Raw genomic sequence first — 16,814 nt, forward strand, 5'->3', positions numbered from 1 at the left:
AGGAGGCATTGGGACTAACCCGTGTCCCAATGCTTTAAGCCGCAAACAGGGTTGCGCTTAATTGCAGATCCCAGTGGGAGATGGCTCAAAACCGCCTTTGTGGATTATCGACTGAGTCACATGTTCCACTGAATGCGTAGTCGCCGGTCCCTCGGATTGAGATCCGCCCAGATCTGCGGTCAATGACCAACCGGGGCTTGTTCAAGCCATTCAAACGGTATTCCGCAGTGATGGTGTCGTGCCCATTCGATAGGTTATCGAGTTCCCACCAGCCATGATCTCCGCGCGAATGGATCGGTGGGATTAGCTTGCTTGGCAAAAGAATCCGCCCTCCATCGTCCCATAGCTGGACTGTAACGGAGGCATCGAAATCCTGCCGGGTCAATTCGGTGCGATTACCGTAAACGTAGCGCCCTTTGTCAGAGTCCCAAGTATAACCGTAACTGGTCCCCAAGGTAGGTCGCTGCCCCTCGCCAAAGCAAATCAGCCCCAAACTAAACCAATGATCCGGGCTTTGCTGGGCTGGGGGTGAGGCAGGCAGCGTCGTGGGACGAGATCGCTGGCAGTCGGGCTCGGGCGAGGGTGTTATGGCTTCATATCGCCCCTCAACTGTGGAAACTGTTACGCATGTCCGCGTTCGTTCATTCCACCAATAGGTCCAAACGCGGTCATCGCCAGTCTCGCCGCCCACATTCACATACCCTCGCGTCTGCATGGCATTTTCCGCACCTGCAGCGCGAGCACCCACAAGATCTTCCAGTCCCCGAGGAGCCTGGGCGGACGCCGTAACGCTGGCCAAGATGGAAAACGCCGAAATTGCTAATATCATGCGCATCAGTACTGCTCCCCAGTGACGATCGCTGAGACTGAGATCGTCAGCGATGAAACTATATCTACGCAAACAACAGAGCTAGCAAAACTGCTATCACAAAGCCGCCGAAGATCGACGTCGCAGCGTATAATCCAGTGATGACCTTGCCACGCCTCATGATCTGGCGAAGCCAAATAAACTGAATGGCGAAATACATGATCAACGCGGTGCAAAACAGAAGGCCGCCAAACCACGACACCAAATCGCTCGCATCGTGTACGAGAATGGTTCCCACCCCGATAGCCAATGCAAATGCGCCAGCAGGGTAACATTGGGCATAAAACGGCGAGCGCAGACTCTCGCGGGTGATGGCTGTCCCCCGCCCAACCAATGATGCGACTGCCAGTGTCAACGGGATGATTGAAAAGATGATCATCCTGAGAATGAGAAGCTTTGTATCGCTGTCGATGTAAGCAGCCATTCCTTTTTGGCTGGCCACAATCGGGTTGGTATAGCCGGTAGAGGCCAGCTCGATTGCATGCGATAGCAATAGCGCGATGAGCAGGAAAAGCGGAGGAGTCAGCGCATCCGCATACTGTTCGCTAGATTTATCATATAGTTCGCTATCGGCGTATGCCATGGTTTGAAGCGGTCGAGTGATGGTCCGCCAGAGCGTGATGGGAAAGAATACCAGCCAACTCATTACCTCGTAAAGGAGCTCATCGAGGGACTGTAAAAGCTGCATGAAATTCATGCGCGGGCACCCTACTCTAAATTGGCAGATGATTCGTTGACGGTGCTAACTTGTAACGCTCCGGACCGGTATAAAAAACGCAGCACTGGACCGCTGGCCGATTTATAGGTTGCTTGCCACATGCGCGAACAGCAGGTCGAGCAGCATCTCGCGATCGTCCGGCGTTGCGCCAACAGCTCACGCTTGGAGTAGCGGATCGCGTTGCCCTTAAGAAGTTTTGGCTGTCGGATCGTGGTCGCGAAGGCCTCCTTAAACCATGCCAAGGCCTACGCGTGCGCTGTCTCGAAATCGAGGCGTTCGACGATATCCGGCGGCGCGAGGCGCGACAGATCGACAGCGGTGAAGGTTGCATCGGCCATGGCCGGGCCATGTCGGGGGAGACGGCGTCAGATTGCTAAGTAGGGCATTGGGCCGGGCGGTCGGCCAAATGCTCGATGGTTCGATGCCTGACGGGAATTCAAAATATATCGCTGATTACTCGATAAATAGCTAAACTTCGGGCTTAACACACATTCGACTAAAAGCTCATCGTTAGGCGCTTCTCAGGTATCAACTGCATCAAAATTGGAGGCAGTGCCATGCTTGGCGCGCGATTGGATTAGGGCTTGTCGGCGCTTATCCCGCTTTTCAGCCAAGTCCGCTTCTCGTTCCCATGCCTGCGCAGCTCGCAATGAAATTCGCCTGACATTATCCAAGGTTTCGTTGGCAGCACGATCCAGATGGATTGCCACTTGTTGGCGACATTGGTCGAGTGATAACTGCATATCGCGACGCTCCTTAGGAAATTGGACAATCAAAAAAATTTTTAATAATCCTCAGTTTATATTTTTCGACCGCAAAAATCTGTCAGGAAATATGCTCGGCTTATTCACGATTTAGGGCGTATAATTTTATTTTCAACCGCTGTTGAAAAATAATATGGCAAATGTGCAGAATAGAATTCTCCACCGGAGAAATATTTGCATTATGGTTGATGACATTCATCCAAATTATGGCGTGCCGACATGCGCAAAAAGCAGATCGAGCAGCATCTCGCGATCGTCCGGTGTCGCGCCCAGCAATTCGCGCTTTGGGTAGCGGATGGCGTTACCCCGCAGCGACGGCTTGTCGCGCAGCCCGCTGTGGTGGATGTCGGCGATTTGAGAGGCCTTGCCGGTAAAGCCGACCCACATGCCCTGATCGTCGACGCCGGCACGCAGGAAGCGGGCCGAGGCAAGGCGGCGGAACATGGCCTTGCGCCGCAGGCTCGAGCGGCGGCGCAGGCGCCCGCCGGTGGATGTGTTGCGGTGCTCGTCAGGCACCGGCAGCCACTTGATGACCTTGTCGAAGTCGAAGGAGCGGATCGCGCCCGTTTCTATATCGAAGCCCGTCATCATCCGGCCGGTGCCCCAGGTGAAGCTCTTCATGATGACGCGGCGCGATCCGCCGGGGCCACCAGACGGATAGAGGAAGCAGGTGGCACCGCGCGAAGGCAGGCCCTGCTGCTTTTCCTTGCGGGGTTCGAACGGCGTGCCGTCAGGCGCCCGCTGGGCGGCGATGCGGCGGCGCTGGCTGCCGGCCAGGGCGATGCCCATCCGGCGCAGGATTTTGCCGCGCTCAGCCGGGGAGAGATTGCGCAGGATGGCGCCGGCCAGGCGTTCGACCTCGGCGAGCTCGTCCGCCATTATTCCTCGCCCGTAGCAGGCGCGCCGCCGATCGTCAGATCCGCGAAGCGTGCGGCGATGCCGTCATAGGCATGGCCATAGTCCGGTTCGGGGGGATGGGTGATGTCAAAGCCGCTGGCATGCTGGCTCGGCGTGACGATCACCGCCTCGGTCAGTTCAAGGCTGATCAGCACATCGGAGGTATCGCTATCGAGCAGTTCGGCTTCGAAGGAGAACGGCTCGCTGTCCGCCTTGCGCAGCAGCTGCGGCTGTTCCTTCTCGAGCCAGGCGAGCAGCGGAACCATGATCTGATCGGCGGTACCGGCGAACGACCAGATCCCGCATTTGAGCGTGTAGCGATATTCGAACGACAGGGTCTGCGATTGGCGCGAGGCGATGCGGCCGGCGTCCACCCAGATCTCGAGCCGATCCGGGTGAATGCGAAGATCCGGCAGAGCAGCGGTGAGCCAGCGCCGCAGGCTGTCAGGCTTGCGCATCAGTCTGGCTTCCCAGCCTGAACCATTGCCGTCTCGGCCTGCAGGGCGATCAGCGTGGCGCGGATCTGGCCGGCGATATCATAGAGCGCGAGCAGGCTATAATGCGCCTGCTCGCCGCTCACGATGCCGGCATCATTGCGTTGTACTTTCGGCAGCTTCGGGGGCGGTACCAGCAGTGCCGGGGATATTCTCGCCGTTAGCGGCTGCGGCTGCACGGTCGAGCAGGCTGACGCCATCAGCATCAATGCAGACATTGCGATAGACCGGACGCTCGACGATCGATTGGCTTTCACGATAAATCTCCCTGACATTGCCCTGGCGGGCATATTCGGCGGACTGGTAGCGGGCGGTGGCGGCATCGATTTTCGCCTGCAGCGCGCGCTGTTCGCGCTCATGCTCTGCCCGGGCTTTGGCCAGCGCGGACTGCTCGTGGTCGCGGCCCGCGTCGAAGCCGCGCAAATAGCCGGCCAGCGCGCTGCCTATGACCAGCAGCGCGGCGATCAGCAGCAGCTGCAGCCGGCTCATGCCAGCAGCCCCTTGAAGTAGCTGCGCCGGGCATAGGTCAGCACGTCCTGACGAAAGCGGGTGGCGCGATAGCTGACGTGAATCCAGCCCGAGTTCGGATCGCCCCGCGTGTAGTTTTCGAGGATCAGCTGATCGAAGCGCAGATTGTCGCGTATGAAGGTCGCGACCTGCAAATTGTCCACGTCGGGAACTTCGAAGTCGGCCGCCTCGCCGCGCGCATGCTGGCTGGTCGAGGCCGAGCCGATCGCAACGCACAGGCGCGGCGAGCGGAAGCCCGAGGTGATGCGCACCGGGCGGCCGAAGTGGGCGCGCACTGGCTCGAGCACCTTGGCGCACAGCGTGCGCAGGCTCTCGATCTGATCGGCGTCAGGCTCGTTGCGGATATTGAGCCGGGCGGCCGTATCCGAGCGGGTCATCTCGGCCAGGGTAAAATGCGGCGACAGGCGCATGGGGTCAGTCCTTCTTGGGAGGCAGGAAGCGGTCGGCGATGCGGGGTGGCAGGCTGGCGAGCGTATCGATCGCGGCGCGGGCCACGCGCGGGGTGGCATCGAAGGCCAGCAGGGCGATGGCAAAGGCGATCGACTGGGGCACAAAGCCTTCCCAGTCGGTGATCGCGACGATCGCGGTTGTCGCGTAATAGCTGACGGCCGAGCCAACCAGCCATTGCAGGAAGCGCTGGCCCCAAGGCAGCGCCGGCTTGAAGGCCTGGGCCACGGCCGAACCGATCAACGAGGGCGTGAGAGAGCCGAGCAGGCCGGCGGCGGTATCGAGCGCGACGATCGCGCAATCGCGGATATCCATATCAAAGGCTCCACAGCTGGATGAGTTGGAGGGTGCGGGGTTCTTCGGTGTTCGCCGCGCGGCCAGGCACGATGACTTTTGTGCCCAGCGGTAGAATCGCGCCCAGATCAGCAAGGCCGGGATTGGCGGCCAGCACGGGCCCGATGTGTTCGGGGCCAAGGCCGGCCTCGCGCCAGAGCAGCAGATCGAGCTTGTCGCCGGCCATTGCCGTCAAGGTCTGCGCGGCCATCAGATCAGATCCACGGTCGTGCGGCTGCGGCCCTGCAGATCGCGCAGCGCGTGCTGCGCATCGCGGCGCAGTTCCTCGATCGAGGTGCCGAGCTCGTCCGCCTGGGCGGCGCCCGCGCCAGTGGTGTCATAGTCGCGGTGCCGCTCGATCAGCTCGGCCTTGGCGTGGAGACTGACGGCGCGCAGATAGCGCAGGATCTGCACGCTTTGCCCGTCCAGCTGCGGCGCCGGCACATCGGCCAGAGTGGCATGGCCCGCCGCGATCGATGCCGCGCGCAGCGCCACCAGATCAATGCTACAAGTGAGCAGCGCGCCCAGGATCGCCGCGCGCAGCCGCGCAGCCGTGATGCTGGTCGGGATGCGCGCTTCAGCCCGGAGTACGGCGGGATCGATATCAGGGAAGAAGCCATCATTGGTGATGATGGTTTCGGCCGGTTCCGGCGCATCGACTGCGGATGCCGGCGGCAGGGCAACAAAGCTCATGGTCGGATCCTTGATTCCTGCAGGGGTGAGGATCGGGTTCGAGTGCGGCCCTGCGGCCCTGTGGCCTCCCGCATCGCGCGATCCGCCCCTGAGCGCCGGGGGCGAGGTGGTCAGGCGGCAGCGCCGCCCTGTTTGGTCGTTGGCGGCGTGATCGCTGCCCGCAATTTGTTGGTCCGCTTGATCCGGTCCTTTACCCCGACGCGTTCGTTGAGGCGCTGGGCTTCGCTCAGGCTGAAGAGCGCGGCATCGAGCGCTGCGGCGCTGTCGGCTGCCGGCAGATCTTCAGCGGCGCGCAGCTGCTCGATGCCGATCACCTTGTGCAGCTTGGCCATCACCGGATCATGGATATCGCGATCGGCGACCAGCTCGAAGGCGCGGTCGAGCACATCGAGCGCAAAGGCATGGCCGGCGTTCTGCAGCCGCTGGGCGGCCTCGGCGATCTCCTCGGCAATGACGGTGGCTGCATCGCGCTGATAGCGCGAGGGCATTTCCACCCGATGGCGCAGCAGGAACTCGCCGATCGTGAGCGCCTGGTCAAAATCGCCGGTGTCGATCAGCCAGACCATCATGGTCGGCGCAACCTCGGCCGCGATGCCGGCGCCAACGCCGGCGTCGGCCTGCAGCAGGCCAGCAACCCAGCTGGCATATTCAGGTAGCATCTCGCGCTTGGCCGCGATCTTCTTGTCGATGCTACGGATCTCTTTCAGCCGCCGCAGATCATGCGTGAGGCGCAGAGCGATCTGGCGGGCCGCCGTATCGGCGGGCGACGCATTGGCGGGGGCAGAATGCGCCCCCGCTGCCGGGAGAGGAGCAGCAGCGGGGGCGACAACCGCTCCACCATCGGGAGCGGACGCGGCGGTCTGGGCAGCAAGGATGCGGTCCCTGTGGCGTCGAGCAAGGCTCATGGCGCGTGTCCTGTCAGGTGGAGCGGAAGGGGAGGGATGGGCGCGCCGGTCAGGCCGGCTTCTTGCCCATCTTGATGTTCTCGACGAACGAGCAGCGGCCGTAATCTTCCACCACGTAATCCTCATTGACGGATTCGTAGTTTTCGATCTGGTCGAGCGCGGGCTCGTCCTTGATCTGCCGGCGGCGGGTTTCTTCCTGCCAATAGATGGCGAGGTTATCGAGGCTGGTGATCAGCAGCGAACTTTCGGGGAAGAACGGCACGATCACCGCGCGCTTGCCCGCCAGCTGCTTGGGCAGCGTGAGGATGCGATGCGCAGCTTCACGCTCGGTTGCCGTATCGCCCGCGGCCTGCAGCAGGTTCAGATATTTGTCCTTCACCAGCTTCCAGCCAACGATCACGACCAGATCGGTATCGCTGCGGTGCCAGGGATCGAGCAGATCCAGCGCATCGAAGGCCAGCGCGTCGAGATTGGCGTAATCAGCATCGGCGGTGTCGACATTGGTTGCATCGCCATCGACCACTTCGCCGGCGGCCGAGACGTAGATCGCCTTGGTGCCGCCTTCGGTCAGCGCGCCATTATCGAGGCAGCGCTCCGGTGCATGGGTGCGGATTTTGTGCAGCCAGCCTTCATTGACGTCCTGCAGCAGCGGATTGGCAGCGCGATCGGTCTGCGGAGCGGCCGAGGTGCCGTTGAAGCCGATCATGATCCGGTCGCGCCCCTGCTGTTTGAGGATCGCATCGCGCAGCAGCTTCTGGAAGTTGGGCTTGTGACGCCAGGCATCGAGCCTGGAATATTTGATCGCATGATCGAAATTGGTCTGCCGGCAGGTGTAGGTGCCATTGTCGCTGGTGCCGGTCGGATCGGTCGGCGTGCGGCGGTTGCCGGCGGCGGTGTTGGTGCGGCCTGCCAGTGGGCGCGTAGTGCCGATGCCGACCTTGTCACCGGTCTGATTGGGCACGGGCACCATGCTGATCTGCTGCAGGAAATCGCTCGATTCCTGGATGTTTTCTTCCAGCTTCTGTTCGACGGCCGGGGCAACGTTGAATTTGACCTCGGCCGAAGGGACGGCATTGAGCAGCGCGATCTGGCTGACATACGAGGTGAACAGCAGGCGGGTTTCGTTACGCATGGGATGCTCCTGAAGGAGTAAGGCTGGCGGAGGCGGGCCTGGGCAGGGTGTAAAAAGCGCCGATCAGCAGTCGGTCAGATGCGCGGCATTGCCGCCGCCACCGGTGGCAGGCTGACGGCGGAAGCTGTGCGGATCCTCTGTGGCTTCGAGCTTGCCCTGCAGCGCGGTAAAGTCGGCGCGGATTGCGGCGATGGCATCATGAGCAGGCTGCACAGCTGCTGCTACCTGCTGCCCGATCGCAGCACTGAAGGCGGCAATATCGAAGCTGTTGTCATTAGCGGCGGCCGGCGGCGGGGTAACCGGATCCTTGGGCTTGTCGTCCTGACGTGAGAACATCGCAGCCATGCCGGCAAAGCCCGAGCGGATCGCGTCGGCAATGCCGCCCTGGTCCACCTCTGCCACCACATCGATCGCAGTGGAAAAGGCCGGGGTGAACACATTGGGGCGGGCCATCGCGGCAAACTTGAGACGATCGGTGCCGAGCGATGCCGGACCATCGGTTGCGGCCAGGCCCACCAGATAGGCTTTACCCTCGCCCACGAAGTTGGGATTGATCTCGCAGCTGGTGAAGATCTTCTGATCGTTCTTCGTCATCTCGATCAGCTGCGCATTCGGCTCGATCTCGGCGAACAGACCCAGCAGCGACTTCATCTCGCCATTGATGTTCAGTTCGACCGTGTCGGTCTTGAGCGCCAGGACCGAACCATAGGCGTTGAAGGGAGCATCCGGGCTATAGCCGGCAATGTGTTCGCAATTGATCCTGGCGGTGTAGGTTTTGGGATCGTAGCTGGCGGCCATCTGCTCGAGCCATTCGCGCTTGATCTCGCGCCCATCGACGGTTGCGCCTTCGACAGCGATGCAGAAAAATTTGCTCTTGGCCATGGTCGGTTCCGGTTCCATTGGTTGCCCGGCGCGCGCCGGCTGTGATGGGACCGAAAAGGGTCTGATTTTGCGCCAGTCTCAAGGGGAGGCACTGGGACAGGGCGCAGGCCCAATGCGCAGGCCTGTTTGAGCGCCCGGCGCTGGGCATGGTCCGGCGCTATGGCCTCCATTCTCCCCCAATTGCCCGGCATACCCCAGCCCGGCGCGCCTGCTGCCCGTTGGCAGTTCGATCCGCGTCGCCATGCCCGCAGCCTCTATTGGCGGGGCTGGGGCATCACCCAGATTGCCGACGAGTTCGCCCTCCACGGCGTGGCCAACGACAACGGCAAACCCATCCCGCGTGCGACAATCGAAAGCTGGAAACAGCGCGACAAATGGGACGAGGCGCCCTCGATCGCCAGGATCGAGGACGGGCTGGAGATCCGTCTCCTCACCCTGATCGCCAAGGAAAAGAAAACCAGCGGCGATCTGGTCGAGATGGACGCGCTCTCGCGCCAGATCGAAAGCCTCGCCCGCGTCCGCCGCTATCAGGAGCCGGGCGGCCATGCCGGCGATCTCAACGAGAAGGTCAACAACCGCAACGCCGGCGGACCGCGCAAGAAGGCGAAGAAGAATCACTTCACCGCCGACCAGGCGGCTGAGCTCAAGCGGATCTTCCTCGAAGGGCTCTACGACTATCAGCAGCTGTGGTGGGACAATGCGAGCCGCCGCACGCGGATGATCCTCAAGTCGCGCCAGATCGGCGCGACCTACTATTTTGCCTTCGAAGCGCTGATCGATGCGATCGAGAGCGGCCGCAACCAGATCTTCCTCTCCGCCTCCAAGGCGCAGGCCCATCAGTTCCGTTCCTACATCGTCAGCTTCGCCAAGCTGGTCGGCGTCGCCCTGACCGGCGATCCGATGCTGATCACATCGGACCTGCGGCCGGCTGAGGAGGCGGCGGCCGAGCTGCATTTTCTGGGCACCAATTTCCGCACCGCCCAGGGCCGGCACGGCAATTTCTTTTTTGATGAATTCTTCTGGGTTCACAGCTTTGAGGAGCTCAACAAGGTCGCCTCGGGCATGGCGACGCACAAGAAGTGGCGCAAAACCTACTTCTCCACCCCCAGCACCATCGCCCATCCGGCCTATCCCTATTGGACCGGCGAGCGCCGCAACCGGCGCCGGCGCAAGGAAGAGCGCGTCGATATCGACGTCAGCCATGCAGCGCTGGCCCTGGGCAGCGAGGGTCCGGACCGGATCTGGCGCCATATCGTCACCGTGCTCGATGCCGAGGCTGGCGGCTGCGACCTGTTCGACATTGACGAGCTGCGCGACGAATATGCGCCTGACGAATTTGCCAATCTGTTCCTGTGCGAATTTGTCGATGATACGCTCTCGGCCTTCCGCTTCAACGACATGGTCGCCTGCGGCTGCGACAGCCTGGTTGAGTGGACCGACTTCGACCTTGAAGCGGCCCGTCCCTATGGCAACCGCCCGGTCTGGGCCGGCTATGATCCGCAGGAATCCGAGAACGGCGACAATGCCGCGCTGGTGATCTGCGCCCCGCCGACCAGCGAGGGCGGCAAGTTCCGGATCCTCGAGCGTCACCAGCTGCGCGGGCTCGACTTCGAGCAGCAGGCCGAGTTCATCCGCTCGGTGCTGAGCCGCTACAGCTGCACCTATCTCGGTATCGACGCCAAGGGCGTCGGCGCCGGCGTCTATCAGCTGCTGGCCAAACTCGGCGCCATGCCCGGCTGTTCGGTCGCCAAGATCGAGTACAGCCTAGAGCTCAAGGCGCAGATGATCATGAAGGCGCAGAACGTGATCCGGCGCGGCCGGCTCGCCTTCGATGCCTCCTACCTCGATATCGTCTCGGCCTTTGTGTCGATCAAGAAAACCCTGACCACCAGCGGCCGCAACGTCACCTTCAAGGCTGGGCGCGGCGGCAATGATGGCCATGCCGATCTGGCCTGGTCGACCATGCACATCCTCATGAATGAACCGCTCGACGGCAAAGCCAGGCCGACGGGCACACTGGAGATCCTCGAATGACCAAGCCCCGCCGCAAGAGCCGCCGGCAGCCTGCCCAGCTGGCCGCAAATGACAATGGCGCGAGGCAGGCGGTAGAGGCCTTCACCTTCGGCGATCCGGAACCTGTGCTGTCACGCGCGACGATGATGGATATGCTCGAATGCTACGACAACGGCCGCTGGTATGAGCCGCCGCTCTCGCGTGACGGGCTGGCCCGGGCGTTCAAGGCCTCGCCACACCATTCCAGTGCGATCATTCTCAAGCGCAATATGCTGGCCGCCAGCTTCGTGCCTTCGCCCATGCTCGGCCGCAGCGCCTTTGCCGCCATGGTGCTCGACTATCTGGTGTTCGGGGACTGCTATGTGCAGGAGATCCGCAACCGCCTGGGCGGCGTGCTGCGGCTCGAGCATAGCCTGGCCAAATACACCCGTCGGGGGCTCGAGACTGGCCGCTTCTGGTGGGTGCCCAACCACAAGGACGAGGTGGCGTTCGACCTTGGCGCCGTCCACCAGCTGCGCGCGGCTGACATCAACCAGGAAATCTACGGCGTGCCGGAATATCTCTCCGCGCTGCAGTCAGCCCTGCTCAATGAAAACGCCACCCTGTTCCGCCGTCGCTATTTTGAGAACGGCAGCCACGCCGGCTACATCCTCTATGCCACGGGCGAATTTGCCGATGGCGATGTCGACAAGATGCGCGAGGCGCTAAAGCGGTCAAAGGGACCAGGCAATTTCCGCAACCTGTTCGTCCACTCGCCCAACGGCAAGGAGAACGGCATCAAGCTGCTGCCCATCGCCCAGGTCGGCGCCAACGACGAATTTCTCGGCATCAAGAACACCACCCGCGATGACGTGCTCGCCGCCCACCGCGTCCCGCCGCAGCTGCTCGGCATCGTGCCGGCCAATGCCGGCGGCTTCGGTGATGTCACCAAGGCGACAGATGCGTTTTTCGAGCTCGAGATCGAGCCGCTGCAGGCGGTGTTTCTTGAGCTGAACGAGATGGCGGGGCTTGAGGTGGTGCGATTCCGGGAGCGGCCCTAAATTGGCATATGATTGAATATTTTGTACTTCAAACGGAACAGCCTCGCTGCTGCTCCGTTGGCTAATTGTTGTCACCTGGTCAGAACCAAACGCCTTCCGGCGAGACAGGGTCAGCGGCCTACCGCGCACGCCCCCTTCTTTTTCAGGTGAACCATGAATTATTTCAAGATTTTTCCCATCGAGCCACAGACAGCACCGATGAAGTTTCACGACATCCCTCTGCTTGAGGTGTTGGCGCTGATTGAACAGTTCGGGTTTACCGAGGTCGAGCTATTCGACCCGGACAAATTTGTTTGCAAAATCCGCATCAATGAGCGCGGTACGATGCATATCACCGACGGTTCAACTGCGCGTCGACAGATGATGCAGCCGCCCCGCTCGCTCTTGCATTGACAACATAAGGCCTCAGAGTTGTGCCCCTCTATCGTTTTCAAATACGATCTGGCGACCAACAATTTTTCAGTGTGGAGTTTGACCTTTCCGGTACAGTAGCTGCTCGGACTGAAGCGGTTAAGACGCTCGGCCAGATGCTATGCGACAATCCCACGAGCGTCTGGGATGATGGCGATTGCCAGATAGAAGTTTCGGACGAGCGCGGGCTAACCCTCTATGTGGTTCAAGTCTGTGCGCTGAAGGCTGCTTCAACCAAATTCACCGGGCGATGAAGCGCTCATCTAATCGATGGCATGTTGACTTGTTCAGGGAGCCTGACAATCTTTACAACAGGCCGGATAGTCACCCCAACTCCCCTGTTAGAGCGCTCTATCCGTCTTAGAGCCCGGCGTCCCAGATCGCCGGGCTCGCCTTGATCATGCGCACAATCAGCGGGCTGCTATCGGAGGTTACTCCCATTTTCTGCTTGTATAAGTGAGATCCGGATGCGGAATGGTCCTCTGCCTCTGTTAGCTGCGAAACTTTATCGCTTACCACTGGTTTAGGATTGCGCATCGCAGACGGTCTGATGATCTGCAGGTCAAGGAGCGCGGTCGTGTTTACCCAACTCAATCCGCCCATTCCTGTCTACATTTTAGAAAAGGGTAGTGGTTATGCCATTGGCGTTATCGATTACAGTCAGGAGCACAATCTTGTTTGGGTAACAGCATTGGATGAAGGAGGCGAAATCTGGTGCGCGCCTAACCCCACCGTCCGAATGACAAAAAACTGGACTTTGGGACGTAGCATCCAACCTTCTTCGCCAGATTTACCGAACGTTGGGGGGATCCCGGTCCCCGCAGGCCAATAGGTTCGCGCGCCAGGAAGCAGAACTAACTGCGTCTCTTCAGCTCAATTTCCACACACGGGTGTTATCATGATCCACACGGGCATAGTGCAGAGTTTCAGCGCGGAAACGGGCATAGGGGTAATCAAACCGGATGACGGGTCTGCGCCCATAGGCGTCGCTATCGAAGCTGTGCGGGCGGCAGGAATGAGCGAATTATCCGTTGACCAGCGGCTTACCTACGAGATTGAACGGCATGACGACGGGACAATGAAGGCCACAAGTCTGATTGCTGACGAATGACGTGGCGAAACATGAGGCAATTGAATTCCTCCGAGAGAAGGCCCTATCTCGACGCATGAGAGGTTGGATCTCTAGGAACAACGGGTTGGCCGTCCGGACGTGGCTTTGCTCCGGACAATGAGCAGCGAATACCGCTCGTATACGATGTCACCAGCAGCATCAAATTTTGCTTCGAGACCCCTTGAAAGGCGCTAGCGGTTTCAATAAATTTTGACCTGCCGGGCGCCTCGTCGGGTCCGGTGGGACATAGAGGGCACCGGCTCTTGGTTCCGGTGCATCTCACGTCCGAATTGCTCATATGGAGGATTTGGAAATGAGACATAGTTTTGATTTTGCGCCGTATCGGCGCTCCATGGTCGGGTTTGATCGCTTCTTCGATCTGCTGGAAACGGGCATGCGCGGCGATGCTGCCGAGAGCTACCCACCTTTCGACATTTTGAAGGAAGGCGAGGACAGCTATCGCGTTACACTTGCTGTCGCCGGCTTTCGTCCTGAGAACATCGAAATTGTCGTTCAGCAGAATTCGCTGACTGTGTCAGGCAAGCGCGCAGAGGCCGAAGCCCAGGGCGACTATCTGCATCGTGGCATCGCTACGAATGCTTTCCAGCGTCGTTTCCAATTGGCGGATTTCATTGAAGCCGGCAACGCGACCTTCGAGAATGGTCTGCTGACCATCGAATTGAAGCGCGTGGTGCCGGAGGCTATGAAGCCGCGGCGCGTAGAGATCGCAAGCGGGCCACAGGCCAACCATCAAATCGAACAGCATAGGGAGCAGGTCCGCGACGCGGCCTGATCCTTGCAATTTGGTCCGCCGATGCCGAGCGATGGCCCGGCGGACCTTCCTGCATCTAATCGTTTTGCATGGAGTGAGAAGTGTCTGACAATTACATCGAGCGCCTGCGGCGCGAGCATGCGCGTCTTGAAGGAGAACTGGAAGAGGAGTTGTCTCGTACCTGCCCTGACCAGATGCAGGTGAAGCGCCTGAAGAAGATGAAGCTGGCTGTCAAAGACCTGATGGCAATGGTGCAGGAGGGAACGCAGCAGATGAGCAAGGCAGCCTGATGCGAGCAGAGCTTGCGAGCGCGTAAGCGATGTGATCGAATAATCGCATGAAAGGAGGACGAAATGTCGCGATCCTTATCTCATACCTATCCACACCAAGTTGCGGAACATCCTCAGCTTGAACCTGAAGTGAAACGAGCGATCCTTGCCTCTTGGGCATCGGATCGGGCTGCGGTCCCCGATTATCCGCATCTGAGAAAGCCAGATAGCTTTGACGAACCCATCCCACTCGATGATGTACTTTCTGCCCTGAAAAAGCTGGACAATCCCGATCATCATTGAGGCATAATTTTGACGCCGCCAGCGCAAATGACTTTGCCCTGGCGGCGCTTCACCACCTGTTGATGAGGAGGTGCGCTAAGAGCGCCCACCTTAGTCCTTGTTATCGCTGATTGCTTCTCCACCTTCCTCTTCTTCAAAAAGAATGGCGGCGCTGCCTTCGGCAGACAAAGTGACGATGTTGCCGTCCACATCGGACACTAGGCCGCCTGGAATGTAGTGATGATGAGCAGAGTGGGAGCCGCTGTCCGGTTTCGTCATTTTTATCCGGCCGCTTTCGACGCGGTCGACAGTTCCGACGTGCACTCCGTCAGCACCGATGATTTCCATATGCTCCTTCACGGAATCCAGAATATTCGTCATGACCGTTCTCCAAACTTGGCTACCACTCCTAACGTCCACTGGCGAATTTTGGTGACGAAGGATGAGACCAGTCGACTGAGTTACCGGATAGGCAGTGCAATAGGGCTTGGTTTCCCAGTCTTATAGAGCATCACTGCTGCGACATTTAATTTCACGGAATTGAAACTTTATTCATAAAAGATAGTTTTAATTTCTTGTAATAAAATTACGTTCATAAAATTTGTATTTTTCCTGAATTTTTGAAATCTTGCTTCCGCCACCCCTCAGCGCGCGCTTATCCCCCCGCCTCGCCCGCGCACTTAATATGTGGGGTTTGATGCAGATCTCGGGCCGACGCGCTGGCCGGCTGGTCCCGTAAGCGAATAGCAAAAAACGGCCGCCGACCGCTGATGCGGTATGATGCAGCTGAAGCCCCCTTTGCGCGAGCTCTCAGCGTACACCACGCCCGTCGCTTGGCACGGCCCTTGCTCCTGGCCCCCTGGACACCCCGGGGCGGCGCAGCCGCCCCTGCGCGACGGCGCCAACTGGTGCCTCGCGGAGGAGAAGTGCCGTCATTTCGGCCGGGGGTCAGAAACAAATCAGAGCCTGAGGGCGCAAAGCGTCCTCAGTCCTTTTATCCTTTAGTTCTGAGCAGGGGGTACAATGCCAGTCTGGCACTCGCACTCTGACCATCAGAGCCCTCGAGCATCGCCATGTGCTGGCGCATGGCTTCGACATCACCGCCGTACATATGCTCGATACGCGCCGCTGCCGAAGCGCCAGCGAGCGCGCGACGATTGACCTGGTTGGCGGAGCCCTTCGCCGACAGCGCGCCTGTGACGCCCTTGAGCAGCCGTTCGGCCTTGATCGCCATGCGATTGGGAACGGCGCCTGAGCCTGTCATGCGCCTGGCTGTCTCGCGCAGCTTGTCGCCCAGCTTCTGCCGCAGCGTACGCAGGATCTCGATCGGAAGACCGGCCAGGTCGATGAAATAGGAATTGCTCGTCTGCTGGCGCTGCGGGCCTTCGCCCTTGGCGTTACCGGTCTTGACCGTCCGGCGCACCCAATCAACGATCTTCTGCCGGCGCAACGCCTCCAGCTGGCGCACCACAGTGCGCCGAGAGAGCCTGCTGCGTTTGGCGATCGTATCGAGGCACGGATCGCAGCGGCCGCTTTTGCCATCCATCACGCTGAACAGTGCTTCGAGCACCGCCCGGGCGTTCATCGAGATCGGCAGCTGCTTGCCCGCTTCCCGGATGTGATCCGAGTATCGCACCACAGTACGGGTGAACACGTCGAAGAACTTCAGCGCGTTTTCGTTCTTCGCGCTCGGCTCCCAGTGGATTGCCGAGACCTGCGCGCGCGGGTCATCGACGTCATAGCTCTTGCGCCAGGTTGCGCTGCGATCGCGCGAGACGGTAAAGGATGCCGCAGGGGAGGGCGCGTTCATGCCGCGCCTCCCTCTGTGACTGTGCGCTGCTCTAGCGGCGCGGGCCTTCTAGCAGCGCCATGGCCGGCGGCATATCCGCCAGCAGCAAATCGGCCCATTCCTGCGCGATCTCGCGCCGGCGCGGCATGTAGGCTGCCCGGTTGTAGCTCGCCTCCACACCTTCGGGGATATGGGCCAGCATCAGATCGATGATTGCCCGATCGCCGGCCAAGCCTTGCGCCTGGGCGCGTTCGTTCATGACCGTCGAGAAGGTCGAGCGCCAGCCATGCGGCACATGGCGGCCGTGGGCAATCAGCCGGTTGTAGAGATAGCCTACCGCATTCTCGCTGAGCGGCTTGTGCACGTGCCGCTGGCTGGGAAAGACGAGGCGGCTGTAGGGATTGAACGCCTTGGCTGCCTGCAGCACTTCCACCGCCTGACGCGAGAGCGGCAGCATGAAGTCGAA

The 16,814-nt window shown here is 60.3% G+C and carries 24 protein-coding genes and 1 pseudogene; 9 read left to right on the forward strand and 16 right to left on the reverse strand.

Annotated features, from left to right (window positions below):
* Positions 1–893: 893 nt before the first annotated feature.
* The 13 genes from GRI97_RS15845 to GRI97_RS15910 all read right to left on the reverse strand — a co-directional run bounded on the left by GRI97_RS15845 (position 894) and on the right by GRI97_RS15910 (position 8,661).
* Positions 894–1,565: a hypothetical protein gene (locus GRI97_RS15845; protein ID WP_161392166.1), complete on the reverse strand. Its 672-nt coding sequence runs from the start codon at positions 1,563–1,565 to the stop codon at positions 894–896.
* 542 nt (positions 1,566–2,107) lie between these two features.
* On the reverse strand, positions 2,108–2,329 hold the full coding sequence (locus tag GRI97_RS15855; RefSeq protein ID WP_161392167.1) for a hypothetical protein: 222 nt from the start codon (positions 2,327–2,329) through the stop codon (positions 2,108–2,110).
* Between the two features lie 225 nt (positions 2,330–2,554).
* The gene (locus GRI97_RS15860; protein ID WP_161392168.1) at positions 2,555–3,229 is read right to left on the reverse strand and encodes a phage virion morphogenesis protein; all 675 of its coding nucleotides are present in this window, start codon (positions 3,227–3,229) and stop codon (positions 2,555–2,557) included.
* On the reverse strand, positions 3,229–3,705 hold the full coding sequence (locus tag GRI97_RS15865) for a phage tail protein (protein ID WP_161392169.1): 477 nt from the start codon (positions 3,703–3,705) through the stop codon (positions 3,229–3,231). Before GRI97_RS15865 ends, GRI97_RS15860 begins: the two co-directional genes overlap by 1 nt.
* Positions 3,705–3,827 (reverse strand): hypothetical protein, encoded by a 123-nt coding sequence (locus GRI97_RS18840; protein ID WP_268891211.1) that lies wholly within the window; start codon positions 3,825–3,827, stop codon positions 3,705–3,707. The genes GRI97_RS15865 and GRI97_RS18840 overlap by 1 nt, the downstream gene beginning before the upstream one ends.
* 10 nt (positions 3,828–3,837) lie before the next feature.
* Positions 3,838–4,230 (reverse strand): hypothetical protein, encoded by a 393-nt coding sequence (locus tag GRI97_RS15875; RefSeq protein ID WP_161392170.1) that lies wholly within the window; start codon positions 4,228–4,230, stop codon positions 3,838–3,840.
* Entirely contained in the window at positions 4,227–4,679 is a 453-nt protein-coding gene (locus tag GRI97_RS15880) for a D-Ala-D-Ala carboxypeptidase family metallohydrolase (RefSeq protein ID WP_161392171.1), read from the reverse strand. Before GRI97_RS15880 ends, GRI97_RS15875 begins: the two co-directional genes overlap by 4 nt.
* A 4-nt stretch (positions 4,680–4,683) precedes the next feature.
* Positions 4,684–5,031, reverse strand: coding sequence for a hypothetical protein (locus tag GRI97_RS15885; RefSeq protein ID WP_161392172.1), 348 nt, complete (start codon positions 5,029–5,031; stop codon positions 4,684–4,686).
* Position 5,032: 1 nt separating this feature from the next.
* Entirely contained in the window at positions 5,033–5,260 is a 228-nt protein-coding gene (locus GRI97_RS15890; RefSeq protein WP_161392173.1) for a tail protein X, read from the reverse strand.
* A complete protein-coding gene (locus GRI97_RS15895) occupies positions 5,260–5,742 on the reverse strand; it encodes a head completion/stabilization protein (protein WP_161392174.1) in 483 nt (160 codons plus the stop codon). Before GRI97_RS15895 ends, GRI97_RS15890 begins: the two co-directional genes overlap by 1 nt.
* Before the next feature lie 110 nt (positions 5,743–5,852).
* The gene (locus GRI97_RS15900) at positions 5,853–6,647 is read right to left on the reverse strand and encodes a phage terminase small subunit (protein ID WP_161392175.1); all 795 of its coding nucleotides are present in this window, start codon (positions 6,645–6,647) and stop codon (positions 5,853–5,855) included.
* Between the two features lie 49 nt (positions 6,648–6,696).
* A complete protein-coding gene (locus tag GRI97_RS15905) occupies positions 6,697–7,779 on the reverse strand; it encodes a phage major capsid protein, P2 family (RefSeq protein ID WP_161392176.1) in 1,083 nt (360 codons plus the stop codon).
* 63 nt (positions 7,780–7,842) lie between these two features.
* The gene (locus GRI97_RS15910; RefSeq protein ID WP_202392792.1) at positions 7,843–8,661 is read right to left on the reverse strand and encodes a GPO family capsid scaffolding protein; all 819 of its coding nucleotides are present in this window, start codon (positions 8,659–8,661) and stop codon (positions 7,843–7,845) included.
* 159 nt (positions 8,662–8,820) lie between these two features.
* Here GRI97_RS15910 and GRI97_RS15915 point away from each other — a divergent pair, with 159 nt between their 5' ends.
* The 9 genes from GRI97_RS15915 (at position 8,821) to GRI97_RS15950 (ending at position 14,580) form a co-directional block, all read left to right on the forward strand.
* Positions 8,821–10,695, forward strand: coding sequence for a terminase large subunit domain-containing protein (locus GRI97_RS15915; RefSeq protein ID WP_161392178.1), 1,875 nt, complete (start codon positions 8,821–8,823; stop codon positions 10,693–10,695).
* Positions 10,692–11,714 carry a phage portal protein gene (locus GRI97_RS15920; RefSeq protein WP_161392179.1) on the forward strand — a complete coding sequence of 341 codons (1,023 nt, stop codon included), beginning with the start codon at positions 10,692–10,694 and terminating at the stop codon, positions 11,712–11,714. Before GRI97_RS15915 ends, GRI97_RS15920 begins: the two co-directional genes overlap by 4 nt.
* 153 nt (positions 11,715–11,867) lie before the next feature.
* Positions 11,868–12,107, forward strand: a complete 240-nt coding sequence (locus tag GRI97_RS15925) for a hypothetical protein (RefSeq protein ID WP_161392180.1) — start codon at positions 11,868–11,870, stop codon at positions 12,105–12,107.
* Positions 12,108–12,127: 20 nt separating this feature from the next.
* Positions 12,128–12,379 carry a DUF6894 family protein gene (locus GRI97_RS18990; protein ID WP_377019678.1) on the forward strand — a complete coding sequence of 84 codons (252 nt, stop codon included), beginning with the start codon at positions 12,128–12,130 and terminating at the stop codon, positions 12,377–12,379.
* 296 nt (positions 12,380–12,675) lie between these two features.
* The gene (locus tag GRI97_RS18710; RefSeq protein WP_235917900.1) at positions 12,676–12,957 is read left to right on the forward strand and encodes a hypothetical protein; all 282 of its coding nucleotides are present in this window, start codon (positions 12,676–12,678) and stop codon (positions 12,955–12,957) included.
* Positions 12,958–13,023: 66 nt separating this feature from the next.
* The gene (locus GRI97_RS15935) at positions 13,024–13,236 is read left to right on the forward strand and encodes a cold shock domain-containing protein (protein ID WP_161392181.1); all 213 of its coding nucleotides are present in this window, start codon (positions 13,024–13,026) and stop codon (positions 13,234–13,236) included.
* Between the two features lie 313 nt (positions 13,237–13,549).
* Positions 13,550–14,029 carry an Hsp20 family protein gene (locus GRI97_RS15940; protein WP_161392230.1) on the forward strand — a complete coding sequence of 160 codons (480 nt, stop codon included), beginning with the start codon at positions 13,550–13,552 and terminating at the stop codon, positions 14,027–14,029.
* An 80-nt stretch (positions 14,030–14,109) separates the two neighbouring features.
* Positions 14,110–14,298 carry a DUF465 domain-containing protein gene (locus tag GRI97_RS15945; RefSeq protein ID WP_161392182.1) on the forward strand — a complete coding sequence of 63 codons (189 nt, stop codon included), beginning with the start codon at positions 14,110–14,112 and terminating at the stop codon, positions 14,296–14,298.
* Between the two features lie 63 nt (positions 14,299–14,361).
* A complete protein-coding gene (locus GRI97_RS15950; RefSeq protein ID WP_161392183.1) occupies positions 14,362–14,580 on the forward strand; it encodes a hypothetical protein in 219 nt (72 codons plus the stop codon).
* Positions 14,581–14,670: 90 nt separating this feature from the next.
* Here the strand turns inward: GRI97_RS15950 and GRI97_RS15955 are convergent, their stop codons facing one another.
* From GRI97_RS15955 to GRI97_RS15965, 3 genes and pseudogenes are all read right to left on the reverse strand, one after another.
* Positions 14,671–14,940, reverse strand: a complete 270-nt coding sequence (locus GRI97_RS15955) for a DUF2171 domain-containing protein (protein ID WP_161392184.1) — start codon at positions 14,938–14,940, stop codon at positions 14,671–14,673.
* 613 nt (positions 14,941–15,553) lie between these two features.
* On the reverse strand, positions 15,554–16,369 hold the full coding sequence (locus tag GRI97_RS15960) for a helix-turn-helix domain-containing protein (protein WP_161392185.1): 816 nt from the start codon (positions 16,367–16,369) through the stop codon (positions 15,554–15,556).
* A 31-nt stretch (positions 16,370–16,400) separates the two neighbouring features.
* Positions 16,401–16,814 (reverse strand): annotated as a pseudogene (locus tag GRI97_RS15965) (integrase); the annotation flags it as partial.

This window comes from Croceibacterium xixiisoli (genome assembly GCF_009827305.1).
In the GTDB taxonomy this organism is placed as follows: Bacteria; Pseudomonadota; Alphaproteobacteria; order Sphingomonadales; family Sphingomonadaceae; genus Croceibacterium_C; species Croceibacterium_C xixiisoli.